Annotated in this window: 34 protein-coding genes; 19 read left to right on the top strand and 15 right to left on the bottom strand. The window is 39.1% G+C overall.

Translation table 11 applies throughout. The features are described from left to right. The first annotated feature begins 1 nt into the window (after position 1). Positions 2-922 (top strand): alpha/beta hydrolase fold domain-containing protein, encoded by a 921-nt coding sequence (locus NSQ72_RS08800; RefSeq protein ID WP_039178996.1) that lies wholly within the window; start codon positions 2-4, stop codon positions 920-922. Between the two features lie 219 nt (positions 923-1,141). Next, on the top strand, positions 1,142-1,414 hold the full coding sequence (locus NSQ72_RS08795) for a DUF2651 family protein (RefSeq protein WP_025093220.1): 273 nt from the start codon (positions 1,142-1,144) through the stop codon (positions 1,412-1,414). 144 nt (positions 1,415-1,558) lie between these two features. Here NSQ72_RS08795 and NSQ72_RS08790 read toward each other — a convergent pair whose 3' ends face one another. Further along, positions 1,559-2,326: a pentapeptide repeat-containing protein gene (locus NSQ72_RS08790; RefSeq protein WP_039178993.1), complete on the bottom strand. Its 768-nt coding sequence runs from the start codon at positions 2,324-2,326 to the stop codon at positions 1,559-1,561. Between the two features lie 196 nt (positions 2,327-2,522). On the opposite strand from NSQ72_RS08790, the gene NSQ72_RS08785 reads away from it, so the two are divergent. Next, positions 2,523-3,668 (top strand): alpha/beta hydrolase, encoded by a 1,146-nt coding sequence (locus tag NSQ72_RS08785; protein WP_341083830.1) that lies wholly within the window; start codon positions 2,523-2,525, stop codon positions 3,666-3,668. A 25-nt stretch (positions 3,669-3,693) separates the two neighbouring features. Here NSQ72_RS08785 and NSQ72_RS08780 read toward each other — a convergent pair whose 3' ends face one another. After that, positions 3,694-4,590: a LysR family transcriptional regulator gene (locus NSQ72_RS08780; protein WP_341083828.1), complete on the bottom strand. Its 897-nt coding sequence runs from the start codon at positions 4,588-4,590 to the stop codon at positions 3,694-3,696. 100 nt (positions 4,591-4,690) lie between these two features. On the opposite strand from NSQ72_RS08780, the gene NSQ72_RS08775 reads away from it, so the two are divergent. Next, positions 4,691-5,638 carry a carbon-nitrogen hydrolase family protein gene (locus tag NSQ72_RS08775; protein WP_058838656.1) on the top strand — a complete coding sequence of 316 codons (948 nt, stop codon included), beginning with the start codon at positions 4,691-4,693 and terminating at the stop codon, positions 5,636-5,638. Between the two features lie 47 nt (positions 5,639-5,685). On the opposite strand, the gene NSQ72_RS08770 is transcribed toward NSQ72_RS08775, so the two are convergent. Both NSQ72_RS08770 and NSQ72_RS08765 read right to left on the bottom strand, forming a co-directional pair. Beyond that, positions 5,686-6,003: a monooxygenase gene (locus NSQ72_RS08770; protein ID WP_039178985.1), complete on the bottom strand. Its 318-nt coding sequence runs from the start codon at positions 6,001-6,003 to the stop codon at positions 5,686-5,688. A gap of 11 nt (positions 6,004-6,014) precedes the next feature. Next, positions 6,015-6,941, bottom strand: a complete 927-nt coding sequence (locus tag NSQ72_RS08765) for a DsbA family protein (protein ID WP_341083825.1) — start codon at positions 6,939-6,941, stop codon at positions 6,015-6,017. A 182-nt stretch (positions 6,942-7,123) separates the two neighbouring features. Here NSQ72_RS08765 and NSQ72_RS08760 point away from each other — a divergent pair, with 182 nt between their 5' ends. The 3 genes from NSQ72_RS08760 (at position 7,124) to NSQ72_RS08750 (ending at position 8,649) form a co-directional block, all read left to right on the top strand. Beyond that, complete coding sequence (locus NSQ72_RS08760; protein WP_341083823.1) at positions 7,124-7,696, top strand: TetR/AcrR family transcriptional regulator; 573 nt, start codon at positions 7,124-7,126, stop codon at positions 7,694-7,696. 68 nt (positions 7,697-7,764) lie between these two features. Then, positions 7,765-8,190: a MarR family winged helix-turn-helix transcriptional regulator gene (locus NSQ72_RS08755; RefSeq protein WP_041085171.1), complete on the top strand. Its 426-nt coding sequence runs from the start codon at positions 7,765-7,767 to the stop codon at positions 8,188-8,190. Positions 8,191-8,301: 111 nt separating this feature from the next. Beyond that, positions 8,302-8,649 carry a DoxX family protein gene (locus tag NSQ72_RS08750; protein WP_260563222.1) on the top strand — a complete coding sequence of 116 codons (348 nt, stop codon included), beginning with the start codon at positions 8,302-8,304 and terminating at the stop codon, positions 8,647-8,649. Positions 8,650-8,721: 72 nt separating this feature from the next. On the opposite strand, the gene NSQ72_RS08745 is transcribed toward NSQ72_RS08750, so the two are convergent. Beyond that, a complete protein-coding gene (locus NSQ72_RS08745) occupies positions 8,722-8,910 on the bottom strand; it encodes a hypothetical protein (protein ID WP_058838661.1) in 189 nt (62 codons plus the stop codon). Positions 8,911-9,120: 210 nt separating this feature from the next. On the opposite strand from NSQ72_RS08745, the gene NSQ72_RS08740 reads away from it, so the two are divergent. The 6 genes from NSQ72_RS08740 to NSQ72_RS08715 all read left to right on the top strand — a co-directional run bounded on the left by NSQ72_RS08740 (position 9,121) and on the right by NSQ72_RS08715 (position 13,524). Next, a complete protein-coding gene (locus tag NSQ72_RS08740; RefSeq protein WP_039178969.1) occupies positions 9,121-10,290 on the top strand; it encodes an FAD-dependent oxidoreductase in 1,170 nt (389 codons plus the stop codon). 42 nt (positions 10,291-10,332) lie between these two features. Next, the gene (locus NSQ72_RS08735) at positions 10,333-11,013 is read left to right on the top strand and encodes a TetR/AcrR family transcriptional regulator (protein WP_341083821.1); all 681 of its coding nucleotides are present in this window, start codon (positions 10,333-10,335) and stop codon (positions 11,011-11,013) included. 139 nt (positions 11,014-11,152) lie between these two features. Next, positions 11,153-11,818 (top strand): helix-turn-helix transcriptional regulator, encoded by a 666-nt coding sequence (locus tag NSQ72_RS08730; RefSeq protein ID WP_341083820.1) that lies wholly within the window; start codon positions 11,153-11,155, stop codon positions 11,816-11,818. After that, a complete protein-coding gene (locus NSQ72_RS08725) occupies positions 11,815-12,189 on the top strand; it encodes a RidA family protein (RefSeq protein WP_039178961.1) in 375 nt (124 codons plus the stop codon). The genes NSQ72_RS08730 and NSQ72_RS08725 overlap by 4 nt, the downstream gene beginning before the upstream one ends. 72 nt (positions 12,190-12,261) lie before the next feature. Continuing rightward, positions 12,262-13,365, top strand: a complete 1,104-nt coding sequence (locus NSQ72_RS08720; RefSeq protein ID WP_341083819.1) for a threonine synthase — start codon at positions 12,262-12,264, stop codon at positions 13,363-13,365. Positions 13,366-13,401: 36 nt separating this feature from the next. Continuing rightward, complete coding sequence (locus NSQ72_RS08715) at positions 13,402-13,524, top strand: hypothetical protein (protein WP_341083818.1); 123 nt, start codon at positions 13,402-13,404, stop codon at positions 13,522-13,524. Positions 13,525-13,653: 129 nt separating this feature from the next. On the opposite strand, the gene NSQ72_RS08710 is transcribed toward NSQ72_RS08715, so the two are convergent. After that, positions 13,654-13,995 (bottom strand): winged helix-turn-helix transcriptional regulator, encoded by a 342-nt coding sequence (locus tag NSQ72_RS08710; protein ID WP_064498515.1) that lies wholly within the window; start codon positions 13,993-13,995, stop codon positions 13,654-13,656. A gap of 122 nt (positions 13,996-14,117) precedes the next feature. On the opposite strand from NSQ72_RS08710, the gene NSQ72_RS08705 reads away from it, so the two are divergent. From NSQ72_RS08705 to NSQ72_RS08690, 4 genes are all read left to right on the top strand, one after another. Beyond that, positions 14,118-14,699, top strand: a complete 582-nt coding sequence (locus NSQ72_RS08705; RefSeq protein ID WP_341083815.1) for an NAD(P)H-dependent oxidoreductase — start codon at positions 14,118-14,120, stop codon at positions 14,697-14,699. A 603-nt stretch (positions 14,700-15,302) separates the two neighbouring features. Further along, entirely contained in the window at positions 15,303-16,475 is a 1,173-nt protein-coding gene (locus NSQ72_RS08700; protein WP_126681905.1) for an MFS transporter, read from the top strand. Between the two features lie 194 nt (positions 16,476-16,669). Next, the gene (locus NSQ72_RS08695) at positions 16,670-17,005 is read left to right on the top strand and encodes a hypothetical protein (protein WP_341083813.1); all 336 of its coding nucleotides are present in this window, start codon (positions 16,670-16,672) and stop codon (positions 17,003-17,005) included. A 43-nt stretch (positions 17,006-17,048) separates the two neighbouring features. After that, positions 17,049-17,174, top strand: coding sequence for a hypothetical protein (locus NSQ72_RS08690; RefSeq protein ID WP_254966705.1), 126 nt, complete (start codon positions 17,049-17,051; stop codon positions 17,172-17,174). Between the two features lie 54 nt (positions 17,175-17,228). Here NSQ72_RS08690 and parC read toward each other — a convergent pair whose 3' ends face one another. The 3 genes from parC to NSQ72_RS08675 form a co-directional block, all read right to left on the bottom strand. Continuing rightward, positions 17,229-19,667, bottom strand: a complete 2,439-nt coding sequence (gene parC, locus NSQ72_RS08685; protein ID WP_059375377.1) for a DNA topoisomerase IV subunit A — start codon at positions 19,665-19,667, stop codon at positions 17,229-17,231. 2 nt (positions 19,668-19,669) lie between these two features. Next, positions 19,670-21,637, bottom strand: coding sequence for a DNA topoisomerase IV subunit B (gene parE / locus NSQ72_RS08680; RefSeq protein WP_039178939.1), 1,968 nt, complete (start codon positions 21,635-21,637; stop codon positions 19,670-19,672). 417 nt (positions 21,638-22,054) lie between these two features. Beyond that, positions 22,055-22,468, bottom strand: a complete 414-nt coding sequence (locus NSQ72_RS08675) for a CoA-binding protein (RefSeq protein ID WP_039178937.1) — start codon at positions 22,466-22,468, stop codon at positions 22,055-22,057. A 154-nt stretch (positions 22,469-22,622) separates the two neighbouring features. On the opposite strand from NSQ72_RS08675, the gene plsY reads away from it, so the two are divergent. Beyond that, positions 22,623-23,204 carry a glycerol-3-phosphate 1-O-acyltransferase PlsY gene (gene plsY / locus NSQ72_RS08670; RefSeq protein ID WP_024425146.1) on the top strand — a complete coding sequence of 194 codons (582 nt, stop codon included), beginning with the start codon at positions 22,623-22,625 and terminating at the stop codon, positions 23,202-23,204. Between the two features lie 96 nt (positions 23,205-23,300). Beyond that, positions 23,301-23,588, top strand: a complete 288-nt coding sequence (locus NSQ72_RS08665) for a HesB/YadR/YfhF family protein (RefSeq protein ID WP_024425145.1) — start codon at positions 23,301-23,303, stop codon at positions 23,586-23,588. 39 nt (positions 23,589-23,627) lie between these two features. Here the strand turns inward: NSQ72_RS08665 and NSQ72_RS08660 are convergent, their stop codons facing one another. The 6 genes from NSQ72_RS08660 to NSQ72_RS08635 all read right to left on the bottom strand — a co-directional run bounded on the left by NSQ72_RS08660 (position 23,628) and on the right by NSQ72_RS08635 (position 25,628). Then, positions 23,628-23,939 (bottom strand): hypothetical protein, encoded by a 312-nt coding sequence (locus NSQ72_RS08660; RefSeq protein WP_106025113.1) that lies wholly within the window; start codon positions 23,937-23,939, stop codon positions 23,628-23,630. A 3-nt stretch (positions 23,940-23,942) separates the two neighbouring features. Beyond that, complete coding sequence (locus tag NSQ72_RS08655; protein WP_024425143.1) at positions 23,943-24,365, bottom strand: acyl-CoA thioesterase; 423 nt, start codon at positions 24,363-24,365, stop codon at positions 23,943-23,945. A 107-nt stretch (positions 24,366-24,472) separates the two neighbouring features. Further along, positions 24,473-24,715: a small acid-soluble spore protein Tlp gene (gene tlp, locus NSQ72_RS08650; protein WP_024427090.1), complete on the bottom strand. Its 243-nt coding sequence runs from the start codon at positions 24,713-24,715 to the stop codon at positions 24,473-24,475. Positions 24,716-24,729: 14 nt separating this feature from the next. Next, positions 24,730-24,873 carry an acid-soluble spore protein N gene (locus tag NSQ72_RS08645; RefSeq protein WP_008357830.1) on the bottom strand — a complete coding sequence of 48 codons (144 nt, stop codon included), beginning with the start codon at positions 24,871-24,873 and terminating at the stop codon, positions 24,730-24,732. Between the two features lie 51 nt (positions 24,874-24,924). Further along, positions 24,925-25,050, bottom strand: coding sequence for an FbpB family small basic protein (locus NSQ72_RS08640; RefSeq protein WP_003211002.1), 126 nt, complete (start codon positions 25,048-25,050; stop codon positions 24,925-24,927). Between the two features lie 74 nt (positions 25,051-25,124). Continuing rightward, complete coding sequence (locus tag NSQ72_RS08635; protein ID WP_047203113.1) at positions 25,125-25,628, bottom strand: TlpA family protein disulfide reductase; 504 nt, start codon at positions 25,626-25,628, stop codon at positions 25,125-25,127. Between the last annotated feature and the right edge of the window lie 51 nt (positions 25,629-25,679).

Below are 25,679 nucleotides of genomic sequence, written 5' to 3'. Positions count from 1 at the left end.
AATGAGTGTCGAAATTTTTAACGGAGAACGTTCTGAAGAAAGTATTCAATTTGAAACATTATTCACGTCCCAAAGTAATAAAGAGAGTTTTGCTAGTGTCGAAAAAACCAAAAACTTTCTATCTCAAATAGAAAATATGAAGCCTTATGCAATCGGAGACGATGTAAAATTAGTGAGTGAAATAAAGGAGCAAATTTTCGAAGGAATGCAGGTTTTCACATTGAATGACCAAATGTCGAAAAAGCAAAAGGTGATTCTCTATATACATGGTGGCGCTTGGGTAAACCAGCCTCTTAATTTCCATTGGTGGTACATGGATAAAATGGCTCAATCCCTTAATGCCAAAGTGGTCGCTCCTATATATCCTAAATTACCTCATTATAGCTACCAAGATACTTATCCGAAAATCTTAAATCTATATAAAGAAATACTAAAAACGGTTGAGAGTACCGATCAATTAACGATTATGGGAGATTCAGCGGGCGGAAATATCTCACTTGGCTTGGCGCATCTCTTAAAGATGGAAGGTCTGCCGCAGCCGAAGGATATTATTTTATTATCTGCATGTGTTGATATGAGTTTAAGCAATCCTCTTATATCTGAATATGCCGATAAAGATCCCATCCTAGCACCAGAAGGAATAGATGTCATTACAAAAATGTGGGCAGCAGATAAAAGGGTAACTGACCCATTAATCAGTCCAATTCACGGGGACTTTCATGATCTTGGGAAGATCACTCATTTTATTGGAACACATGATATTTTATATCCAGATGCACTAAAGCTTGATGAAAAGCTAACAGAACAAGGAATTAATATGAAAACCTTTGTTTACCCAGAAATGCTGCATGTGTTTGTCGTCATGCCAATCCCTGAGGCACAAGATGCTCAGGAAAAAATCATTCAGGTGATAAATAGTTAGGTCTTTTTCACACATCAAAATGCTCTGACTTAAATATTCGAAAAAATAGGCTGCTTACTGAAAGCAGTCTTTTTCCATTCAACATGAAATACATTTAGATTGTCAATTCACCTCAGATTAAAAATTCCTTAAATTCCAATTTTTGTTTACAACGCACGAATTTCCTATTAATATGATACATATTCGGTTCTTCACCGGTTCATAAAGGAGAGTGACATGATGAGTGTTTTCTTTCTTCATCCTATGGCGCTGATCTTATTTACATTGCCTTTGTTATCTTTGATTTGGGGGATTGTTGGCTACTGCATCTTTAAGCGAGTTTATATCGTTCTTATCATCACATTTGCCGTCTCCACTATTTTCATATTTGCCTATACTGGGTTTGACATGTCAAATATGTATTGGGTCGTGGTGATGACCTTTTTATGCATGTGTACCTCTGTCATCACAAAAATCATTCGCTATATGTATGCCCGCTATAAAAGAGCATAACGAAAAAGCTGATATTCACAAAAATCAGCTTTTTCCATATAGAAATACATGGCGAATTAGTCAAAGTGAAAATCGGGGAACTGATTCCACTCAAATATACTAGAAGTTGATGTACGACCTAGACTTAGCAGGAAGAGGGACGCATCAAGCGTTCTCTTTGTTACATTCCAGATAACTGAAAAATCGCTCCACAAAATCAGCCCCATGTATTTTCTCCATATGCGCCGTGTTAAAAATATATTGTTCCATATGCTCAAGCTTGCGCAGGCTGCGTACCAGTACTTTCCGATCCTCGTCAGAAAGGTGAGGGTCATGATTTATCTTCAGCAATGCCTGTTTGACACGCGCGGAGACCTTTTCAACATATAGATGGTTTTTGGAAGCTGGCGGAATACATTGCGACAGGTCACAGCCTGTAAAGCGAACACCGTCAAGAATGCAGTTTTCAAAGTTGGCGATCAGCTTTTGTTTACCATTTCCCTCAAACGTTATATCCACTAGCTTACCGGTAAAAGTGCAGTGAACAATATTCGCTGCTTGTAAAATGCGGTCATTAAACCTACATTGATAAAATGTACAGTCGATAAACACAGCATTCTCCAATGTCATTCCTCTCATATCACAGGAGGAAAATTCGCAATTCGTAAAAACAGCCTCGCCTTTAGCAATCCCAACAGAGCGCAAATCGGAACGAATAAAAGTACAATGCTCAATCGTACTACCTGCAAAAAATCTCGCATTCGTCAGATCACACGTATTAAATACAAGATGACGCAGCTGACAGCTCCAAAATATAGGTGAATGAACATTCGAGTTGCTAATCGTCGATCCGCTTATCGTTTCGTGTTCATACCTGACAATATCAGAAAATATTTCATTGTCTACTGACATACCAGACTCAAGCCTTCTCATTGTGATCACCTATCTTTTAATCTTTTACCAGGATGAATACCTTCCAAAAGTTCATTTCTGTTTCACTCAACGGCTGGCATTGACAAGTTATTATATCATAAAGCTCGAAACATAAAGAGAGCGGTCATCATTTTGAGAGCGCTTATCTTGCAATGTGTCTTTCACACTCACTTTAAATCATAAGGGGGACAAAAGAATGAAAAGATATGACGCATTCCCAGAACCAATCGGCGGTTATACTGCCGGACGCACACAGATGGATTTTGAGTACACGGCATCTGATCACTCAAAAAGAGAACTGACCGCATTTGTATACTATCCGTCTGATAGCAATGAAGGGAAGACCCCATCAACGTACATGTTTCCTGAAGTATACGAAATGCTGCATGACCAGCCGCTTGTCACTGAGTATATGAAGGAAAAGGATTTTTTCTCTATCGATATCCAAACGCATTGTTACGACGACCTCGCTCTTTCCGGGAAGGAAGAACGCTATCCAGTGTTATTTTATGTTTGCGGCGGGGGCGGCTCTCTAGAATGGGGAACTGTGATCTGTACAGACCTTGCAAGCATGGGGTATGTTGTCGTCAGTATCGGTCATCAAAACAGCACGATGTATAAGCGTAAAGATGGGCGGTTGTTTAATGTATCAAAGGATTTTTCAGATGTCGTTATAGCGTTTTCTGAAGATCCAGAGATGATGGCGCTGGCTGGTCAGATGACGATGCGGCCTGACGATGAAACTGCCATTGAGACATGCCGTAACGTCCTTACACTGCCAATACTTCATCCGTTAACGAAATATAGCAAATTACAGGCAGAGGATGTAAGGTATGCAGCTGATTATCTTTACAAACTAGACACCGGAGAACTCAATTCCATCTTCAATGGCAGATTGCAGCTTGACGCCGGCATGGGCATAATTGGACATTCTTACGGAGGGCCAACGACAGCGATTGTTTGCCGGGATGACGACCGATTTGCCTGCGGGATCGGCCTCGATAGCGGTGCATTTGGTCTTCTTGACAGCGACCTGAAAAAACCCTTTATGCTGCTTTTTTCTGAGCCTAACTATCATATGAATGCGATCATTGGCGCAAACAATAGCATGGAAACCTATTATTTCTCTGTTGAGCATGCTGCGCATTTAGATTATTGCGACATCGTGTTTACCGGTGTAAACGAAGAACTGAGAGGAAAGCGGGATGCGATGGAGATGCGGAATCTTATCACAAACTATACAAGGACATTTTTTGATCATTACATTCTGCAAAAGCCTGTACATGTGGAAAGTCTATCATACGATCGTGTGAACTTGATTAAGAAAACGAGCAGAAAGTGATCTAAAATGAAAAAAGCCTTGAGAATTAGGCTTTTTTTGTTTCTACATGGTATATATTCGTGACGATTTTTAAAAAAGCCTTCAAAGCACGTGTTTTATATCGACCTTTCTTCACGACAATGCCAATTTTCCATGGAATATATTGACTACTAATTGGTTTTACACAAATGTCCTCTTTATACATGTCCGTTAAAGGACTTGGAATAATCGCAACTCCTAATTCATCACGAACTAATGTCAAAAGCAAATCCCATTGTGTTGTGCTGTAAGCGACATCGGGAACAAAATGTTCCTTACGGCAGCTTTCTAAAATCACTTGACTTAACGCAAATGAAGAATCAAACAATATCCATTTATCCTCTTTAAGCTGTTCAAGCGAGAGCTGTTGTTCATCTTTTAAAGCGTGATTTTTTGGTAAACAAGCCACAAACGGCGCTTCAAAAATGAGTTGTTCTTCTAATTCATGACTTTGGGCAGGTATGACAATAAAGGCCGCATCTACTTCGCCTTTCTCAACGAGTTTTTCTACATGTAAGCCGCCCTCCTCAATCATTTCGAGCGTCACATCTGGATGCTTTTGAGTAAAAGCTTTTGCCACTTTCGAAAAGAAAAAGGTACCAATTATTTGCGGCAGACCGATCTTTAAATGGCCGCGAATATGCGTGTCGGTATCACCCAGCTCCATTTGCAATTCATTCATTTGCTGCAGTACCGCAATCGCTTTTTCATATACAAGCTGTCCTTCATCCGTTAACTTGAAAATTCGATTTGACCGATCGAAAAGGATGACACCCAGTTTTTTCTCTAATTTTTGAATGGTTTTAGAGAGGGAAGGCTGGGCTATAAAAAGCTTTTCACTTGCTCTTGAAAAACTTCCACAATCCGCAATCGTTTTAAATATTTCAAAGTCCCGTATGTTCATGTTATCCTCCCATTATTCCAAATAGGCATACTTATTATGATCATTATATATTGTACATTATAAATATTTATTTTTACACTTTGATTAAGGAGGGGTTAAGATGTCTACATGTAAAGTTGCTGTTGTTCAAGCTGCTTCTGTCATTATGGATAAAGAAGCAAGTACTGAAAAAGCCATTTCGTTAACACTTGAGGCCGGAGAAAAAGGAGCCAATATTGTTGTGTTTCCTGAAGCTTTTATACCAGCTTATCCAAGAGGACTAGCTTTTGGCGCCACAGTAGGAAGCCGTTCTCCAGAAGGAAGAAAGGACTGGCTTCGTTACTTAGAAAATTCAGTTCCAGTTCCAAGTAGAACGACTGACAGATTAGGAGAAGCAGCCCGCAAAGCTGGTGTCTACCTCGTCATCGGTGTCATTGAAAGAGATGACGAATCAAGTCGCGGGACTTTATATTGTTCCGTATTGTTTTTCGGACCAGATGGAACCTTACTTGGAAAGCACCGTAAACTAAAGCCGACAGGTTCCGAGCGACTCATATGGGGAGAGGGGGATGGCAGCACACTGCCGGTTTTCGATACACCGTACGGTAAAATAGGCGCTTTAATTTGCTGGGAAAACTATATGCCATTAGCTAGAGCAGCGATGTATGCAAAAGGCGTCCAAATCTATATAGCCCCTACGGCAGATTCCAGGGAACTATGGCAATCTACGATTCGCCATATTGCCGCAGAAGGCCGATGCTTCGTTCTATCTTGTAATCAATATGTGAATAAAGAGATGTATCCTAAAGATTTAGCCTGCTATGATGAATTAGCATCTTCTCCTGATGAGATGTGCCGAGGGGGGAGTGCAATAGTCGGTCCTTTAGGCGAATATATAAAAGAACCTGTCTATGGTCAGGAAGAGATACTGCTGGCAGATCTTGATTTGCGTGATATTTCTTCTAGTCAATTCGACTTCGATGTAGTCGGGCATTATTCAAGACCTGATATCTTCCAACTCGTCGTGAATGAAGAGAAAAAAGAAAATGTAAAGTGGATGAATCGATGAAATCACACGAAAAAAGAGCAGCCATCAGCCGCTCTTTTTTTCGTGTGTCAACCTTGATGAGTTTTTAATGGACCTTTTGTGATATGAGTAAGATGAGCATTTATGTTAAAGATTTTAGCGTTGATGTCTGTTATTCCAAAGCTAGTGATTCTTTTAGAATGCATCTCAAGATAGTTTTCAGCTGCTTCTTTTGTTTCGAATAAGTAGATTCCGCCAGCCTCATTCTTCTCCGGATTCTCCGTCCATATTTTCCATATGAATCCGTCTTCCTCATTTATACTTTTCGCTAAATCAGCAAACTCTTTTGCCATTTCATCACCGAAAGGGCCTTTCATCTTAAAATCCACCTGTAATAAATGTGCCATCGTCATTCTCCTTATGTTGAAGTTGTAAAATACAGTTCCCCCAGCACTTCTTTCATTTGATACTGCTGCTGCGGAAGTTCTTTCTTCATAAAAGACCGTACATCTGATTGGTCAACATCGTACATCACTTCAATTTCTTTAGAAAATAGAAGTTTTTCTTTTTCGAGCAGGGTAGAAACAGCTGGGCGTTTTTTCGGTTCAAGTTCTTCAGTGTTTAAAGCTTGCTTTAATCCTTCAACATAGACTTCAAATGAGCGGCCACCCGTGATTTTGACTCCTTTATTTTCTTCGTTGACGAAGATGATCGTTGGGAAACCTCTAGCACCAAGGTCTCGAACTAGAGTAAAATCTTGATTTAATAATTCCTGGCCGCTTGGCAGCTCCGCTTCATGTACAATCACATCTCCGTTAAGTCCAAGATCGTTGACGATATCAATTAACACCGTGATATCCGATATATTTTGATTGAATGCAAATAGCGCTTCTCTCGCACGGCGTAAAAAAGTATAGGCTAGTGCATCATCATGATGTTTTTGAATCACTTTGAATACGCGAGAGGGCGGGTAGGAAGATTGAACAGGATTGTCAATCATTAAGGACCCATCAATTGGCATGCGGGAATGTTCTCCAACCTCTCTCCAGTGGCCAGCCACATCAGCAGGTTTGTAAATTCCGTTTGCAGGATCAATTGGACCGCCATGCCATTTCTCTAACAGTCCACCCAACACAGTCTGGAAATGAAAATAATGTCCATATTGCTCTTTAAATCGACGCAGCAAAGGTTCAATTGCCCAGCAATGCGAACAAATCGGATCTGTTACATAATAGAGCGTTATTGTTTTTTTAGGTTGCTGAAAATCAATAACCTGAATATCCTCTTCTTCACCTACACCACATACACCTGTTTCTATATCACAAAACATCTCATTGTTTTTCAATTTCATTTTCCTCCTCAAATTTTGTAGGAACGCTATTGCCTATCAGTTTGTTTGAATCAAGCAATGATTTACTTTACAATTAAATCTTAAGACACAATGAGTGAGACCAACACCAATAATTTCTTCAATTTGTTGTTTATCCAACAGAATGATAGATGTGTTGAAAAAGGAGGAGGGATAAGATGACGCAGCCAAAGACAGATCCTCGGGTTCTGAGAACGCGTAAGTTAATCATGGAGTCTTTTATTAAACTTTCATCGAAAAAGGAATTTAAGGATATTACGATCAAAGATGTCACGGCAGAAGTCTTGATCAACCGCGCGACGTTTTATTATCATTTTGAGGATAAATACGATTTGCTGGATAAAACACTATCAGAAGTATTATCGATTAATTTAGAAAGTATAAATTTCAATCATCGTAAACTTGATGAAGATACGATTATCAATATTTTTAAAGCACTAACGAATTTCCAACAATCTCTGCATAACCGCTGCCAAGTAGAATATGAAACTGAACTTGCTCCTATTGTGAGGGAACAGCTTGAAATTATTTTTTATCAATTGTTAATCAATCAATATGCAAATGTCGAAAAGCAAATTCTGAAGGTCACAGCTGTTTTTTTAAGTTGGGGAATTCACGGAGCTTCTGTTGAGTGGAGAAAAAATAGTTCGCACTTATCATCAGAGGAGTTTATCAAATCAGCAGTGCCATATATCTTGTCAGGGATTGATTTTAAACAAGCAGATGGATGATTTGACAATTTTCAAAGGCTTCACTAATATAAATGCTATAGCATATAAATTTCATAGAGGGTGTTTACATGGATTTACAAGATTTAATAGGCTATCTCGTTCATCGTACCGATCTCAAAATGACCAATTATTTTACGAACAGGTTAAAGCCTTACGGGGTCACGCCTGAACAATGGAGTATTATAAGTATTCTGAGTAGTGAAAAGGGGACTACTCAAAAAGAATTGGCAGAAGGAATTGATAAAAATCAAACCACTGTCGTCAGAATGATCCAGTCTATGGAACGAAAAGGGCTTGTCAAAAAGATCTATAATGAACAAGACCGGCGCTCACATCATCTGCTTTTAACAGAAAAAGGGGACGAGGTCAAAAAGGCCATTCTTCCTGTTGTCATGGATGCACATCAAACGGTGACAAAGCAATTAAACGATGAAGAGATTCAACAATTAAAATTACTTTTAAACAAATTATTTCATTCACACTACGAATCTTGAGATGTCTAATCTGAACTATTTATGTCCGATATATGCTATGACATATAAATTGCATCAGCTGAAAATTTGTCCATTTGGACGGAGTGTTTCAGTCAAATAACTTAGAAAGATGTGATCACGATTTTCATACTTATTCTTCAAATGATATTGGCCGCTTTCTTTTTTGTAACAGGATCGAAAATTATATCAGGGAAAATGGCAGAAGAGTTCAAACGATTTGGTTTACCTGCTTTTTTTAATGTTTTAACCGGAGCCTTTGAGCTCATAGGCGCAGCTGGAATGCTGATCGGCATATGGATGCCAACAATCGCAATATTATCAGGCTTATTGTTAGGAGGCACGATGCTGGCAGCTGCATTTACTCTGATCGTATTGGCCAAAGATCCCTTTAAAAAAGCAATCCCGGCACTTGTGTTATTCGCTCTCAGTATTGGGATCAGCTTGTACCACATTCTTTAAGTTCATATCAAGGTAAGTCACAAAACCTAAACAAATCTCCACTATTCTAATGGTGGATGATGTTTAGGTTTTTTAGCGATTGAATTGTTTTCGAAGAACTAAGCATGAGACAGCAAATACTGCAAAAGCGCCCGCTGATCCAGCAGCAAACACGAGCTCAGCTTGTTCTAGTTTGGACTTGAATAACAAAGGGACAGAAAGAATGAGAGCGGCACCACTAAAGCTCAATCCTAATATCAACATTGCTAGTAATTTATTCATCGAAACACCTCTTACACTCATAATGAAAACAATCGAAAAGAATCATATTTGGAGTGTATCATATAGTGACGGGCGAGTGCTTTCTTTTCATTAAAGCACTCGTAAAATAAACTTTTTTAAACGAACACTGTTCTTAACGAACGGTGTTCGTTATAATATAAATGAGATGTGACTTTAAACGATTTTCATAAAGAAGAGGAGATGCATACGATGACGGCATTATCTAAGGATCAAAAGCAAATCGCTATCATTGGAGGAGGACCTGGGGGGTTAACGCTCGCCTTAATACTGCAAAATTACGGTATACAAACAACCATCTATGAACGAGAGGTGCATGACAAGAGTCTTGAAAGAGGGGGCTCACTGGATATTCACGAAGAAACAGGCCAAAAAGCTTTAAAAGAAGCGGGAATTTATGAGGAATTTCAAAGGAACGCCCGCTATGAAGGAGAAGATTTCCGATTACTTGATAAGTCAGGAAAAATTTATTTAGATGAAGAAACGGAACCAGATCAAAAAGGCACCCGCCCAGAAATTGACCGTGGTGTTTTGTGCGAACTGCTGTTAGATCAAATTGATGCTGAGAACATCAAATATGGTTATAAACTAGAAAGTTGCGTTTCACTAGAAAACGGCATGACGGAGCTTCATTTTGAAAACGGAGTTGTCGAGACAGTTGATCTTTTAATTGGAGCAGATGGTGCTTTTTCTCGTGTGCGTCCTCTGTTAACAGATATTGATATTGAATACGCCGGACTCACGATGCTGGAACTGAATATCCTCAACGTAGAGGTGAATCACCCTGATTTAGCTGCATTTAATAAACGCGGGAAGATGTTTGCTTTAGCAGACCATAAAGGACTGATTGGTCAGTTAAACGGGGATGGACGAATAAAAGTGTATGCAAGCCTTATGGTAGAACGTAACTGGATTGAGGCTTGTGGTATTCCTTTTCATCAAGCGAAAGAAGCAAAAGAACAATTATTAGAGTTATTTAGTGATTGGGACGATCAGCTGAAAAATTATATTCGTTATGCAGAAGATGCCATCATTCCAAGACGGATTTATACGCTTCCTGTCGGTTTTAAATGGAACCGCCATAAAGGAGTAACGCTTATCGGTGATGCAGCTCATGTCATGTCACCATTCGCAGGGGAGGGCGTAAACATGGCGATGTTTGATGCAATGGAACTCGCACTTGCGATTGTCCGAAATCCTCATCATATCGAAAAGGCTATAGAAGAATACGAAGACATGATGTACGAATATTCATCGGAGAAAGCTCATGAATCAGAAAAAAGTTTAAAACTGTGTTTTTCAAAAAATGCTGCGGTCAAGCTTGCAGATATGATGAATTCTTTTCAAGAAAACGGAGATTGATGCTCAATTTACTATTTGACTTTGACATGTTATAAAGAGAGTATGAACAATTCAAATCGTCGTATTATCAGTCGTCGGTCTCAGCCGGCTAAAGAGCCTTTAAGCCGTGAACTCATTGTGAAAACTGCCTTTGACCTTCTTAAGGAGCAAGGGTTAGAGGGCATGAGTATGCGTAAGGTGGCTAAAGCATTAGATACAGGACCTGCATCCTTGTATGTCTACGTGAACAATTTTCAAGAACTAAGTGCTTACGTATTAGATTATGGTCTCGGCCAAATGGTTTATCCAAATTCAGCGGGTGGCACATGGAAAGAACAGTTATTTGACATATTGCATACTTATTTCCTGCTGCTATACGAAAAGCCAGGTCTTGCTGAAATTTCTCTTTCCACCATCCCGCAAGGAACGAACTTTTTACAGTTGACCGAACATCTTCTCGCTGCACTGCATGAAGGCGGAATCAAATCTACATCCGCTGCATGGGGAGTAGACCTGTTACTGTTATATGTATCTTCCGTAGCATACGAAAAGGTCTCTTGGAAGAAACAAGGCTCTTCGCAAATTTCAGATACAAAAAAAACATTTCATGATGCAGACAAAACGCGGTTTCCTTTCATCAATAGCCTGAAAGAAGAAATGTTTGCAGGTGATACCGTATCGATGGAACGGTTCAGGTGGGGAATTGACGTCATTTTGTCTGGGATCCAGCAAAAAATCAATTAGAAAGGAGCAAAAAAAGCAGTCAATGGCTGCTTTTTTATATTTTCTCCACTTTTTCAATATGTATAAAAAAATCTATATATTGTTTTTATATATAAAAAATTATATAATCTATTGGAATAAACAAATGAGGTGCTTAGGCATGGAACATATAAATAATTTATTACAGAGCTATATTCCTTTAGCAAAATCTACTGCAAAAATGTTTGGACCAAATTGTGAAGTCGTGATTCATGATTTAACGAACCCTCAAGCATCAGTCATGTTTACAGTCAATCATCATGTCACGGGAAGAAAAATCGGTCAATCATTTGATCATTTGGTAAAGACTGTTTTACAATCAGAAGATTTTAAAGAAGATTATCTCGCTGGGTATACATTTAAAACCGAAGACAACCGTACCATTCGTTCTTCGACTTCATTAATTCGTGATTCCGAGCAAAAGGTAATTGGTGCATTCTGTATCAATTTTGATGTTGAAGCATTGAATCAAATGCAGCAATTTATGGATACTTTTCTTTCTACAAAAGTTGAAGTTCAAGAGAATGAAACAACAACAAATGATGATCTTGAAAATGTGGAAGAAATCGTAGATCAATTGATTCAACAGATCATTGAAAACAGTGTTCACCCAGTCATGAAACGCCATGAAAAAATTGAATTAATAAGGTTTATGGATGAAAAGGGAATTTTTTTAATGAAAGGTTCAGTTGAGAAGGTCGCATCTATGTTAGGTATTTCTAAAGTCACCGTCTATAGCTATTTGGATGAGATCAAACATAAATCGAATGAAGGGGAAACGAAATGAAAAGCATCTTTGAGGTAGGGAATCTAAAAGCCAACGGACACTATGCATTCGCAACCGTTCATCAAAACACGGTCTATGTTTCAGGACAATTTGCCATCAATCCTGAAACGAGAGAAAAAGAATTCGGTCCCATTGAAGAAGAGACATTACAAGCGCTTAAAAATGTCGAGATGATTGTAGAAGCGGCTGGAAGTAAAAAAGAAAAAATTTTGCGTATGACATTATACATTTCTGATATTGAACTATGGGACAAGGTAGATGCGGTTTACACTGAATTTTTCGGTGAACACCAACCAGCACGTACTGTTGTACCAACGAATGAATTACATTTCGGTTTCAAAATTGAAATTGATGCTATTTCTTATATTTAGAATATTTTTTTGCCTATGATATATAAAAAAGTATATTTCGTATAAAAAATTATTCGAAGGGGATGATGATCGATGAATCAATTGATTTGTAACGATTGTGGGAAAGTATATGAGATGACAACAACCCTATGGAAATGTGATTGTAACGGCGTATTAAACCTGGTGAAAGATACCCCTAAAATAGATATGGCGGCTTGGGATCACTATCCAAACTCATTATGGCGTTATGTTGAAACCATGCCCTTTTCAAAGGGTTCTAAGACTTGGGAATCTGTAACAATGGGTGAAGGTCAAACTCCGTTAATCCTTTTAGATCCGAATGAGCCAAATACTTATGTAAAAGTTGATTATATGATGCCTACACTCTCCTTTAAAGATCGAGGAGCTGCTGTTTTAATGACAAAGGCAAAGGAATTAGGGGTATCAAAAGTCATTGCGGATAGCAGCGGGAATGCAGGAACAGCGATTGCCGCTTATGCAGCTCGTTGCGAGATTGCATGTGACATCTATTTAAGCGATGAAACTTCACCTAAAAAGGTCGCTCAAATAAAAGCCCATGGAGCAACGATTAAAGAAATTCGTGGTACTCGCGAGGACATTGCTGCTGCAGCCCAAAAAGCAGTAGACGACGAAAACGTATTTTATGCAAGCCATGTATATCATCCTTATTTTTTTGAGGGAACAAAAACATACGCATATGAAATCTATGAACAAATAAAAGGAGCACCAGATGCTGTAATCATTCCGGTTGGAAACGGCACTCTCCTTCTAGGAGCATATTATGGCTTTAAAGAGTTATTTGAAAATGGTTTGATTCATAAAACACCGAAAATCATTGCCATACAAGCGAAAAACTGTGCACCTCTTGTGAAAGCTTATCAAAACGGGGAGGAATCAGCATCGCTTGTTACGAATACAGGGACCTTAGCAGAAGGGATAGCCATCGCTGCCCCGGCGCGCTCCAAACAAATTCTAGAAGCTGTACAAGATACCAATGGTACATTTATAGATATTGAAGAAAATGAGATATTGAATGCACGCTCTAAACTAAGTGAGAAAGGATTTTATGTGGAAGTGACCTCTGCAGTCAATTTTGCCGGCTACTTGAAATATAAAAAGGAATCAAAAGAAACCATCGTCATACCTCTTTGCGGGGCAGGGATTAAGTCAAAATAAGCCGTAGAATACAACTTGAAAGCGGAGGAATGCTTCATGGGATTGGATTTTACTCATTGCGAAGCACATTGGTCATACAGTGACTTCCATGATTTTAGAAGAAAGTTAGCAGCTTGTATTGGTATGAATTTAGATGATATGGAGGGGTTTGGCGGGTAAGACCAACAGATTTCATCGAAAAATAGCTGTTTCATTATCATTCTAAGAGTATCTCAAGTGAGATGCTCTTTTTCTTGCCTGAATGCGCAATCTTTTTTGCCCAAAAGTACAATTTCACTCAACTTTTAACTATTTTTTCATTTGTTCTTCTCCCCAATAACAAATTGCATCTAATACAGGTATCAATGATAATCCCTTTTCCGATAAACTATATTCTACTTTTGGAGGCACTTGAGGATATTCTTTACGATTAATTAATTGATCCGCTTCAAGTTCTTTTAGTGTATTGGTTAATGTTTTAAAAGAGATAGTTCCGAGCATTCTTTTTAACTGATTATAGCGAATAGGACCATTGTTTGCATATAAAGCATACAGTACCGTCATCTTATATTTCCCACCAATTAAAGATAATGTGTACCCAAATCCAGTTTCTTTTAGGTCAACATTAGCTGTAAAGGATTCTTTCGTCATTTCACACTCTCCTTTAGGTTAGTATCGCACTTTCATTACCGTACTTGTAGTACGTTATAGCATACAATAAAATGAATGTACATCAAAATATGATGAAAATAACAAAAAAGGGTGAATGAATAATGAAAACGATTGTCTATGCACATCCTTGGGACGGAAGCTATAATCATGCCATTTTGACTTCCATTACAGAAAATCTAGAAACAAAGAGAGAACCATTTCAAGTGATCGATTTATATAAAGATGGGTTTAATCCCGTTTTTTCAGCTGAAGAATTGAAGTATTTTATTAAAGGCGAAACACCTTATCAATTAGTTAAGGATTATCAAAAGAAATTAAGTCAGGCAACTGAATTAATATTTATATTTCCTGTCTGGTGGTGGGATTTACCTGCAATTTTAAAAGGATTTATTGATAAAGTCATGTTAAGAGGTTTCGCATTCTTAGAAGATAAAAACACTGGGGCTTTAAAAGGTTTATTGACAAATATTAAAAAAACAACTGTGATCTCAACATCTACAACAGATAAGGATTATATAGAATCTGAAGGTGGGAATGCGATTCAAAGCGTTTTTATTAACAGAACTCTTGCTGACTTGGGACTTAAAAATGAAGCCACCCAATGGATTCATTTTTCAAGAGTTAACTTAACAACAGATGAAAAGAGAAAAATATTTTTAAACGAAATATCCCAAAGTATTTAATTTACTGTTGCAGCCAATAAGGAAAGGCACAACCTTTACGACCAATCTAATTTATTGAGAAGGTGGTAGAGGTTGTGAAAAATTAAATATGTATTCTCATTTCTTAGTTTACATAATATATATTCTAGGAAGTTTAAACAACAAACGAATTTTCTTTGTCTCAAAACTAAGTATACTTATCTTATTGAGACAAAAAAGAAAAAATCAATTTTAAATTGATTCATCTAAATGCTTTGATGATATTCTGACGATTTCATGGCCATAAACATTTCACTGCAACGTTTTTGTCACAACAACGCCAGATGCTATGAGCTTTGTATCAAGCGTTCATTATAGCTCCAGTTGATGTTCGATTATGTGTTTACCAAATCAATGCTTTTTTCGTTCTAATATGTCAAAACATCTAGTCCAACATTACACTTGAAAAATGCTCATTAATCATTGTGTATCCATCAATTTCACCTCTCACCAAAAGAAATTTCTTTTGACTAACATTTTTTCATTACGTTCCTCCCTCCTGTTATTTACGAATCAGCAAGTCTCATTTATAATCGAGTAGATTTGTTCAATAACATATATATATCTTTAAATGTGAGGGATTAGATGGAATTAAAGTGGTATAAAGCAATTATTGTGATCTTTACGATGTCTGGAATCTCCATTTCTACATGGTTTTCGCGGACACCGGAAGTTAGAGATTTATTACAAGCAAACACAGGAACAATGGGACTTATTTTACTCGGTTTATCTGTTGGCTCAATTGTTGGGCTTGTTCTTTCAAATGTATTCGTCCGCAAAAAAGGCGGCCGAGTGGCGATTGTGATCAGTGCTTTTTTGATGTTCCTTGGATTCACTACTCTTGCCATTGGTTCCACGCTCTCTTCTATCTTTGTCGTCACTTCTGGTCTTTTTCTTTTTGGAGCAGGCTCTGGCATGTGTAATGTAGCGATGAACTTAGAAGGAACAGAGATTGAGTACAGCATCAAGAAAACCATTCTGCCTATATTGCACGCTTCCTTTAGCATTGGGACGTTAATTGGAGCAGGTGCTGGTATTCTTTTTATCCATCTAGGGGTTTCTGTATTGATACACCTTCTCGTTATTGCCCTTCTATTCTTCCTCAGCATATTGATTTGTACACGGTTTATTCCGCATGGGACAGGAAAAGATCAGCATGAGAAGCAGTCAGATACAGTTGAACCTGCTCAAACAGCATGGCTGAACAAACGTACGATATCTCTTGCGATGATTGCCTTATGTCTTGCGTTTGTCGAAGGCTCGGCCAATGATTGGATTCCACTTGCAATGGTGGATGGCTATCAAGTTTCACATTCCATGAGTACGGTCATCTATGCTTTGTTTTTGTGCGGCATGATTAGCGGCAGACTGATCAGCGGACGATTGATTGATCGCTTTGGCAGAGTGTTATTGCTAAGAGTGGCCATTTTATCAGCAGCTGCCGGACTATTCTTAGTCATTTTAAAGATTTCACTTGTTGTATGTATGATATCGATCTTTTTATGGGGACTTGGCGCATCTTTAGGCTTTCCGCTGACCATTTCTGCAGCTGGCGATGATAGCCGGTACGCTGTCAAACGCGTCAGTATTGTGACCTTATCTGGTTACACAGCCTCCCTTTCCGGCCCTCCTATTTTAGGGCTGCTTGCTAATCAAGTTGGACTGCTTCATGCCTTTATCTTTGTTCTATTTGCCATATGTATTGCAGGAATCTTTACTAAAGCTGTAGCAAAACCACATTCATTACAAGCTCACTAAACGTGTCTGATCCTTGATCATGGCACTTTTTTTAAATTTAAAAAATAAAATTGAAACCTTTCATGAAGTGAAACAGTCCTATAGATGTCCTGATGTTTATCGTTTTTTTAAAGAGGGAAAGTAAAAAAATAAGACTTTTCAAATAACTGAAAACGTGGTAAGATCATGAAAATAACCAGGAAGGGGTGAGAAAAATGAAAAAAAATATGCTATTAAAATTAGGTGTTTTATGTATAGCACTTGCAAGTTTTCATTTGTTCTCAATGCCTCATTCCGTTCAGGTATACCATCATGCGAAGATGGTTGCCGATCAAGAATCACATGAAATGAAAATCGTCCAGACAATGGGCGATGAAAAGAAACAAAAACATGTGAGCGCAGTATTTGCCGCATTTACAGCACTGCTGATTATTGGAAGTATGACAGCTGGATTTGCGCGCATCACTCATACTGATCGATTTGACCGGAAAAAGAAGCATTTACTTGCAGTGTTCTATCAATCTTCTTATTTCCGACAAGCTCGTGTTTAACCCAACCATCTAAATCAAAACAAAAATTGGGAGGTTTTACACGATGTTATTTTTCTTAAGAATTTTCATTCTAGGTCTATTCTCTGTCACTTCACTTTCTCTTTTCGTTTACCAAGGAATTGAAGTAGTGCACGCCATTACAAGCATGTTTGGCAACCACGAGAGCTAATTGAACTGTATATAAAAAGAAACCCCCTGGCAATCGCAGGGGGTTTTCGTTTGCTTATTTATTGTCATCTGGTGCACGTTCAGGAGTCAGAAGGACATGAGTCACTTCTCCCTGCTCTTCCTCATCTACAATAAATGACCCATTACTATAGCGGTCATTCGCTCTTAAAGTAGAAATATCTAGTGGAATTGTTGTGCCTTTTTCGGTATCTATCTCAAGTGTATCGTGCAGCGCTGCAGCGATCACAGCCACAATACGGTGCGGGTTTTTCTTTAACTCTCTCAGCATAAGAACTCCGCGTTTCGCTCTTGATGTTTTATCAAATTCAGAGAGGTTCATTCGCTTTACAGCCCCTCTTTGTGTTGTGAGCACAAGGACATCGTTCTTCGGATCAATGATCTGGCCAGAGACTACCTCGTCCCCTTCCTTCAAGTTGATTCCTTTGACACCTGCCGCTCTCGGTCCAACAACACTTACTTCTTCTTCATCAAACCATAAACCGTAACCATTTTTCGTTGCAATAAACAATTCCTGCTGTCCTGTTGTGACATGAACATCTACGAGTTCATCGTCACCTTTTAGATTCAAGGCGACAAGCGGTTTCGAATAACGCTGCGCTTTATATTGAAGAAGCTCTGTTTTCTTCACCATTCCACCTTTCGTAAAGAATAAAAGATATGACGTTTCATCAAATTCTTTTATTGGAATGGCTTTTTGGATTGATTCCTCGCGATCAATTGAAATGATGTTTGTAATATGCTGCCCCATGTCTTTCCAGCGTATATCTGGCAGCTGGTGAACAGGGCAATAAATGTAGCTTCCTTTATTCGTAAACAGCAGAAGAACATCCGTTGTATTCATTTCAAACTGATGAATCAAACGGTCAGTATCTTTCATGCCAAAGTCTTTACCGTTAGAGGCAGCATAAGAGCGCTGGCTTGTTCGTTTAATGTAACCATCTTTCGTGACTGTCACGTAAACATCCTCTGATGCGATCATCACTTCAAGGTTAATCTTAATTTCTTCGATTTTTTCCTCAATGACGGATCTTCTCTCATCAGCATATGTCTTTTTGAGCTTTTTCAGGCTGTTTGTAATGACCTTCAGTAGCTTTTTCTCGTTCGCTAAAATGTCTTCAAGCTCTGCGATGCGCACATCAAGCTCTCTTGCTTCGTCTCTTAATTGCGTAATATCTGTATTCGTTAAACGATATAACTGGAGTGAAACAATCGCTTCTGATTGTGCTTCTGTAAAATCATATTTCGCCATCAAGTTGTTCTTGGCATCTCGCTTATCATTAGAGGAGCGGATTGTGGCAATGACTTCATCTAAGATGGAAAGTGCCTTAATTAAACCGTCGACAATATGGTGGCGTTCCTTCGCTTTTCGAAGCTCGTACGCTGAGCGGTTCGTCACCACTTCTTTTTGATGGGCAATATATGCATCTAGTACAGTTGTGAGCGTCATTAAGGTAGGTCTTCGATTATGTATCGCTACCATATTAAAGTTATACGGGATTTGCAGATCTGAGTTTTTATATAAGAAATTCAGCACACCATTTGCATCTGCTTCTTTTTTCAGCTCTACTACGATTCGAAGCCCAGTACGGTCTGTTTCATCTCGGACCTCTGAAATACCTTCTACTTTTCTTTCAATTCGGAACTCGTCCATCTTTTTGACAAGGTTGGCTTTATTCACTTCGTAAGGAATTTCTGTGATCACGATTTGCTGGCGTCCGCCGCGGATGGTTTCAATCTCCGCTTTTCCGCGAATCATGATCTTCCCTTTTCCTGTTTCATACGCTTTCTTAATACCGTCTACACCTTGAATGATACCGCCCGTTGGGAAATCCGGCCCTTTGATGACTGTCATTAAATCCTCAACCGTACAATGCGGCTGTTCAATTCGCTTAATGACGCCATCAATGACCTCTCCAAGATGATGCGGGGGGATATCTGTCGCATAACCAGCTGAAATCCCTGTTGATCCATTCACGAGAAGATTTGGGAACATTGCTGGTAATACAACTGGCTCTTTGCTTGTATCATCAAAGTTTGCAACAAATTCGACCGTTTCCTTGTCTAGGTCCTTTAAAAGCTCCGAAGCAATGGCAGACAGTCTTGCTTCCGTATAACGCATGGCAGCAGGCGGATCTCCATCAATACTCCCGTTATTTCCGTGCATCTCAATCAGCACATTTCGTACTTTCCATTCCTGACTCATTCTTACCATCGCTTCATAAACAGATGAGTCCCCGTGCGGATGGTAGTTACCAATCACGTTACCGACTGTTTTAGCGGCTTTACGGAAGTTTTTATCCTGCGTATTTCCTTCTGCGTACATCGCATATAAAATTCTTCGTTGTACGGGTTTTAGACCATCACGTGCATCTGGAAGCGCACGGTCTTGGATAATATATTTACTATAGCGCCCAAACCGGTCGCCGATTACTTCTTCTAATGGTAAATCATGAAATCGTTCTTGTTGTGCCATGTTTAAACCTCCTCAGCTAGCGACAAGTTTTCATTTTCAAGAATGTTGCTTTCCTCATCAAGTCCAAAGGCGACATTCTTTTCAATCCATTTACGGCGTGGTTCAACTTTGTCACCCATTAGAGTTGTGACGCGTCGTTCCACACGTGCAGCATCATCAATTTTGACCCTGACAAGTGTTCTCGATTCTGGATTCATTGTCGTTTCCCATAGCTGGTCGGCATTCATTTCACCTAACCCTTTGTAGCGCTGAATCGTGTACCCTTTTCCAACTTTCTTCAATACGTCATCCATTTCTTCATCAGACCATGCGTACTCAATAATCTCTTTTTTTCCTGAGCCTTTGCTGACTTTATATAAAGGCGGAAGTGCAATAAACACTTTGCCATGCTCAATCAGCGGCTTCATATAGCGGTAGAAGAATGTTAAGAGAAGCACTTGAATATGCGCTCCATCCGTATCCGCATCTGTCATGATGACGATTTTGTCATAATTGATGTCTTCCACATTAAAATCGACACCGACGCCTCCACCAATTGCATGAATAATGGTGTTGATTTCTTCATTTTTGAAAATATCAGCAAGCTTTGCTTTTTCAGTATTGATGACCTTTCCGCGCAGAGGCAGCACCGCTTGGAATTTACGGTCACGTCCCTGTTTTGCTGACCCGCCCGCTGAGTCACCCTCTACTAGATATAGTTCGTTTCTTGCTGGGTTTCTAGATTGGGCAGGTGTTAATTTTCCGCTCAGCGTTGCTTCAGACTTTTTCCGCTTCTTGCCGCTCCTCGCTTCTTCACGGGCTTTTCTAGCAGCTTCTCTTGCCTGCTGCGCTTTAATCGCTTTTTTCACAAGAAGAGTGGCTGTTTCCCGGTTTTCTTCAAGGAAATACGCAAGTTTTTCAGAAATAACAGCATCAACAGCTGAACGAGCCTCACTTGTCCCAAGCTTTCCTTTTGTCTGCCCTTCAAATTGAAGCAGCTCTTCAGGAATTCTGACAGAAATAATAGCAGACAGTCCTTCGCGAATATCAGTGCCTTCTAAATTTTTGTCTTTTTCTTTTAAAAGGGCCACTTTGCGTGCATATTCGTTAAAGGCTCTCGTCATGGCCGTTTTGGCGCCAGACTCATGTGTTCCGCCATCTTTTGTTCTGACGTTATTGACAAAGGAAAGGATATTCTCCGAGTAGCCATCGTTAAATTGAAAAGCAAAATCTACTTCAATGGACTGATGCTCTCCTTCAAATGAGACGACTTCACTTAGAACATCTTTTTCTTCATTTAGATAAGCAACAAAGGCTTCAATGCCTGTCTCATAATAAAACGTTTCTTGTACATCATGCCGTTCATCGATCAGCTCTATTTTTAACCCTTTTAATAAAAAGGCAGATTCTCTTAAACGTTCTGATAATGTATCGAAATTATAGGTCGTAACACTGAACATGGTTGGGTCCGGCTTAAAATGAATTAGTGTTCCCGTTTTTTTCGATTTTCCGACTTTTTCAAGTGATGTGACAGGTTTACCGCCGTTTTCAAAGCGCTGATGATAAATAAATCCGTCCCGTTCAATCGTGACAGTAAGCCATTCTGACAGCGCGTTCACAACCGATGCCCCAACTCCGTGAAGTCCACCACTTGTTTTATATCCACCTTGACCAAATTTTCCGCCTGCGTGCAGGACCGTTAAAATGATCTCAGGTGTCGGTTTTCCAAGCTTATGCATACCAGTAGGCATTCCTCGCCCTTTATCTTGGACGGAAATGCTGTTATCTTTATGTATTTTGACAATGATATGATCTCCATGGCCAGCGAGCACTTCATCGACAGAGTTGTCTACAATCTCATAGACAAGGTGATGAAGACCGCGGGAATCCGTAGATCCAATATACATCCCTGGACGTTTACGGACCGCTTCAAGCCCCTCTAGCACCTGAATAGAATCATCGTTATAATCTACTTGCTGCTTTTTAACCAAATGCTTAATCCCCTTTCACTAACAAACATAACCGGCTAATCATCAAATGATCTCTCTAGATTTTAATGATGATCATGCTGCTCATTACTGTCCACTTTAATAAGCTGCATCATCACCATGCATGTGGGATTGACCAATACATGCTCTTTTGCACAGCTATGAGAATCATTCTACATTCTGCAATCAGAACTAGAAGTCCATTATAAACAAGACTGTTTCATAAGCCAAATGCAATCATATGATGGTTTTAGCAAAACAGAACAAATGTTCTATATTTATCTTATCGCTCTTTTTCTCGATATGCAAGGCCGCCGATATGTCCCTGTCGCCTTATTTTATCGCTTTCTTCTAGAATCGCAAATATATTTCTGCAACAAAAAAGCAAAAATCCTTGAAAAACCAAGGATTTTTGACGAATTAATGAGTTTTTGTCAACGCATGAGCCACCTTGATACATAAATCCATGATGGCGACCTTGCCATTTTCCTCAATCAGCCTTTTCGCTTCATCGTGATATATGCCTTGCTGCGCCCAAAAAACAGGTGCGTCTATTTGGAGAAACTCTTCTGCCACCTCTGGCAAAAACTCTGAACGTCTAAAGACATTGACGATATCAACAGGCTCTTTTATGTCTTTTAAAGAAGCGACTGCTTTCACACCGAGTGCTTCATCGATCGTTGGATTCACTGGGATAATCTCATACCCGGCATCCTGCATCGCTTTAGACACCATATAAGACGTCCGGTGCGGCTGATCTGATAATCCAACAACAGCAATTCGTTTACTGCTCTTTAATATACGGCCGATTTCTTCTTTCGTAGGATTGTTCATCAAGACACTCCTTTTCCTCTATTTTAGCGAATTTCTGCTTAAAAACAAAGCTGAATCCATCTGCTTTGGATTTTTTCAAAAAAAGTTCCCCATGTTTTTCACAAGATCATGTTAAAATGTAAGACAAGAGGGAGAATATAAAGGAGTTATGCAGATGTTAATTGCTTTGATGTTTATTTTGGCTTATCTTCTCGGCAGTATTCCATCCGGTCTCATTGTCGGGAAAGCTGCAAAGGGTATCGATATCCGTGAACATGGCAGCGGAAACCTGGGTGCGACGAATGCATTTCGTACACTTGGCGTAAAAGCAGGGTCTATTGTGATTACTGCTGATATCCTAAAAGGGACGCTTGCTTCAGCTTTACCGTTTTTCATGCAGCTGGACATCCATCCCTTATTAGCAGGAGTTGCTGCTGTTATCGGTCACAGCTTTCCTGTCTTTGCAAAATTTAAAGGGGGAAAGGCAGTCGCTACATCAGGCGGTGTGTTGCTATTTTACGCCCCATTCCTATTTATCACGATGATCGCTGCTTTTTTCTTATTTTTATACATTAGTAAATATGTTTCACTATCATCTATGCTGACTGGGATCTATACATTCATTTACAGCATATTCACCAAAGACCTATTCTTAATCATTGTTGTTGCCGTTCTTGCTGGCTTTGTGATTTACAGACACATCGCCAACCTCAAACGAATTCTCAACAAAACTGAACCGAAAATCAAATGGCTCTAGCCGTTTCATCCATTTAAATATGTGGTAAAAGTAAAGAAAGCTGTTTTTGCATCCTGCATTTTAAAAACAGCATGACTTCAAAAAGGGGCGATCACATTGAAATTAACAATAAAAGAAGATGCACTCAATTGGTACAAGGATGAATTAGATTTAGAAAAAGGTGATCAAGTTCGCTTTTTTGTGAGATATGGCGGGTGCAGTAATGTTCAAAAAGGCTTTTCTCTCGGCGTCGCAAAAGATGAACCTCAAAATGCCGGCGCAACTGCTGAAATAGAAGGTATTACTTTCTTTATTGAGGAAAGTGATATTTGGTACTTTGACAACCATGATCTGCATATTGATTATAACGAGTCCGTGAAAGAACCAGAATTTCATTATGAATAAACAAAAAAGATACCTCATCCCTCGGGTATCTTTTTTGTTTTACACTTCAATATACAGCCCATACTCTTGAATGTTTCCTAAAGACCGTTCCTTTTGCAGAATTCTTTTTTGCGGCTCACCGATCAAGTCAAAATGAGGAAACCCTTCGCGGTCATGAATCCATTCTTTTTTTAGCCCATGTCTTTCTCCCCACTCAACTAACCGCTTCATATCCTGACAGGCTGCTTTTGTGACGGTATTGGCATTTGGAAAACGGTCATCGAGCCAGTAGTGTGTTAAAAAAGCAACTTTTCCTTCATGGACAGCTGTTTTCCAAGCGTTTAAATCGCTTCGTTTAATACCAAAAGCCATAAATTAAACCTGCTTCTTCGACTGTTCATATACTTTATGCCAAGCAGGAAAGGCTTTTCTAAATTGAATAGGTCTAAAGGTATCTTTATCTACACAAATATGTGAGGTTGTCCCTGTAATCGCTGTTTGTCCATCAGGTTTTTGAATTTCATAGCCATACACCGTTTTGACACCATTATATTCTTCAATCCATGTATGAACGGTTGCTGTTTCACCATACAGCAATGGTTTTTTATATTGAACCTGCAAGTCTATAACAGGTGCAAGAGCACCATCTGCTTCTAGCTGCGCATACGAAAACCCTAATTCTTTAATCAATGCTGTTCTGCCGACTTCCATCCAGATTAAATAATTGGCATGATATACGATGCCCATTTGATCTGTTTCTGCATAACGGACTTCTATTTCTTTTTTGGATACATACACGTTTTCATCGCTCTCCTATCAAAACCTAAGGTCTGTCTCTGCCATTTTACCACATTCCAAATGGTTCTTCTAAAAAGAGGCAATAAAATAAACCAGGAATCCCTGGTTTATTCAGTATAGCCATTCTTTCTTGCTGCTTCTTCGTCCTTGATCTCAGAACGCATCGCGTCAATACTCATTTTGCGGTTTTCGTTTTTTTGTTTGATCATTTGCTTTTCTGTCTCTGTCGAAACGGACATCGCTGCTTCAGATTCATCGATATTGTCAAGCGTGTTCTCGATCATATCTTGCAGCTTTTCAACATTATCAGATCGATCATCTGGATTGGATTGATATGACTCGTTATTCATGATGATTCCCCTCCTTATTCGCCCTTTGTCTGTATCACATCTGGCTGTTCATTTGATTTATTATGCATCTTTTTACCTTTATTCCGTTTGTATGCTACAGGTTTTGTCCCTAAATGGTCTGGTGTAAACTGCGCTTGTTTATCATGCTCTCTACCCATTATTCATCCCTCCCTCTCCTTTAGGATGAACGAAAACGGATAATTCATGACTTATTTTTGTCTAAATCGTTCTTCCAACTTTTCTTCGAGCTGGTTTAAAAATTCCTCATTGCTTAATAATTCTTTTTTATTTTCAAGCACAAGCTCTTCAAATGTGCGTCGTTTTCTTCTTCTCATTCCACTCACCTCCATATATGTATGATTACATTTTCGCCAAAACATTTGGAAAATAAGCAAAAAGAGCTGAATCATTATAGATCCAGCTCTTTTTCAATTTCTTTTTTTGTCAGCATTTGATGCTTCACAGACATGATGCGTCCTTTTTCATCTAATATGTAGGTCGTTGGGTATGAAAGCACCTGATATCTTGCTTGAATGCCTTTTTGATCCAATAAAACAGGAAAGCTCAGCTTTAATTCTTTTGTGAATGCTGCCACATGATCTACACTCTTTTCAGTGGTTGTCAAATTCACCGCTAGTACTTCAACTTGGTCATTTTCGCTCCTAATTGCGTCTAGATCCGGCATTTCTGTCCTGCATGGCTTACACCATGTCGCCCAGAAATTGACGAGCACCTTTTTCCCTCGGTAATCAGATAACGAGGCGGTTTTGCCATCAAGGGTTTTTAGTTCGAAATCAGGGGCTTGATCCCCTTTTTCAAGACCGATTGCGGGCTCTTTTGGCCCAAATAAATTCCATGCAAGTAAACCAATCAACACAAGTAAAACAGCGCTTGCCATTCCTTTTTTCCACATGATTGATCCTCCACTATTTTAAAAAAGAAGAGAAAGCTGTTGAATCGCCTT

This window comes from Bacillus sp. FSL R5-0659, from assembly GCF_038008785.1.
Lineage (GTDB): Bacteria > Bacillota > Bacilli > Bacillales > Bacillaceae > Bacillus > Bacillus safensis.
This window is presented reverse-complemented; position numbering and strand designations above follow the sequence as displayed.

Coding starts and splice junctions, on each gene's coding strand:
- NSQ72_RS08800 (WP_039178996.1), top strand. CDS start 2: ATGAGTGTCGAAATTTTTAACGGAGAACGTTCTGAAGAAAGTATTCAA.
- NSQ72_RS08795 (WP_025093220.1), top strand. CDS start 1,142: ATGAGTGTTTTCTTTCTTCATCCTATGGCGCTGATCTTATTTACATTG.
- NSQ72_RS08790 (WP_039178993.1), bottom strand. CDS start 2,326: ATGAGAAGGCTTGAGTCTGGTATGTCAGTAGACAATGAAATATTTTCT.
- NSQ72_RS08785 (WP_341083830.1), top strand. CDS start 2,523: ATGAAAAGATATGACGCATTCCCAGAACCAATCGGCGGTTATACTGCC.
- NSQ72_RS08780 (WP_341083828.1), bottom strand. CDS start 4,590: ATGAACATACGGGACTTTGAAATATTTAAAACGATTGCGGATTGTGGA.
- NSQ72_RS08775 (WP_058838656.1), top strand. CDS start 4,691: ATGTCTACATGTAAAGTTGCTGTTGTTCAAGCTGCTTCTGTCATTATG.
- NSQ72_RS08770 (WP_039178985.1), bottom strand. CDS start 6,003: ATGGCACATTTATTACAGGTGGATTTTAAGATGAAAGGCCCTTTCGGT.
- NSQ72_RS08760 (WP_341083823.1), top strand. CDS start 7,124: ATGACGCAGCCAAAGACAGATCCTCGGGTTCTGAGAACGCGTAAGTTA.
- NSQ72_RS08755 (WP_041085171.1), top strand. CDS start 7,765: ATGGATTTACAAGATTTAATAGGCTATCTCGTTCATCGTACCGATCTC.
- NSQ72_RS08745 (WP_058838661.1), bottom strand. CDS start 8,910: ATGAATAAATTACTAGCAATGTTGATATTAGGATTGAGCTTTAGTGGT.
- NSQ72_RS08740 (WP_039178969.1), top strand. CDS start 9,121: ATGACGGCATTATCTAAGGATCAAAAGCAAATCGCTATCATTGGAGGA.
- NSQ72_RS08735 (WP_341083821.1), top strand. CDS start 10,333: ATGAACAATTCAAATCGTCGTATTATCAGTCGTCGGTCTCAGCCGGCT.
- NSQ72_RS08730 (WP_341083820.1), top strand. CDS start 11,153: ATGGAACATATAAATAATTTATTACAGAGCTATATTCCTTTAGCAAAA.
- NSQ72_RS08725 (WP_039178961.1), top strand. CDS start 11,815: ATGAAAAGCATCTTTGAGGTAGGGAATCTAAAAGCCAACGGACACTAT.
- NSQ72_RS08720 (WP_341083819.1), top strand. CDS start 12,262: ATGAATCAATTGATTTGTAACGATTGTGGGAAAGTATATGAGATGACA.
- NSQ72_RS08715 (WP_341083818.1), top strand. CDS start 13,402: ATGGGATTGGATTTTACTCATTGCGAAGCACATTGGTCATACAGTGAC.
- NSQ72_RS08710 (WP_064498515.1), bottom strand. CDS start 13,995: ATGACGAAAGAATCCTTTACAGCTAATGTTGACCTAAAAGAAACTGGA.
- NSQ72_RS08705 (WP_341083815.1), top strand. CDS start 14,118: ATGAAAACGATTGTCTATGCACATCCTTGGGACGGAAGCTATAATCAT.
- NSQ72_RS08700 (WP_126681905.1), top strand. CDS start 15,303: ATGGAATTAAAGTGGTATAAAGCAATTATTGTGATCTTTACGATGTCT.
- NSQ72_RS08695 (WP_341083813.1), top strand. CDS start 16,670: ATGAAAAAAAATATGCTATTAAAATTAGGTGTTTTATGTATAGCACTT.
- NSQ72_RS08690 (WP_254966705.1), top strand. CDS start 17,049: ATGTTATTTTTCTTAAGAATTTTCATTCTAGGTCTATTCTCTGTCACT.
- parC (WP_059375377.1), bottom strand. CDS start 19,667: ATGGCACAACAAGAACGATTTCATGATTTACCATTAGAAGAAGTAATC.
- NSQ72_RS08675 (WP_039178937.1), bottom strand. CDS start 22,468: ATGAACAATCCTACGAAAGAAGAAATCGGCCGTATATTAAAGAGCAGT.
- plsY (WP_024425146.1), top strand. CDS start 22,623: ATGTTAATTGCTTTGATGTTTATTTTGGCTTATCTTCTCGGCAGTATT.
- NSQ72_RS08660 (WP_106025113.1), bottom strand. CDS start 23,939: ATGGCTTTTGGTATTAAACGAAGCGATTTAAACGCTTGGAAAACAGCT.
- tlp (WP_024427090.1), bottom strand. CDS start 24,715: ATGAATAACGAGTCATATCAATCCAATCCAGATGATCGATCTGATAAT.
- NSQ72_RS08645 (WP_008357830.1), bottom strand. CDS start 24,873: ATGGGTAGAGAGCATGATAAACAAGCGCAGTTTACACCAGACCATTTA.
- NSQ72_RS08640 (WP_003211002.1), bottom strand. CDS start 25,050: ATGAGAAGAAGAAAACGACGCACATTTGAAGAGCTTGTGCTTGAAAAT.
- NSQ72_RS08635 (WP_047203113.1), bottom strand. CDS start 25,628: ATGTGGAAAAAAGGAATGGCAAGCGCTGTTTTACTTGTGTTGATTGGT.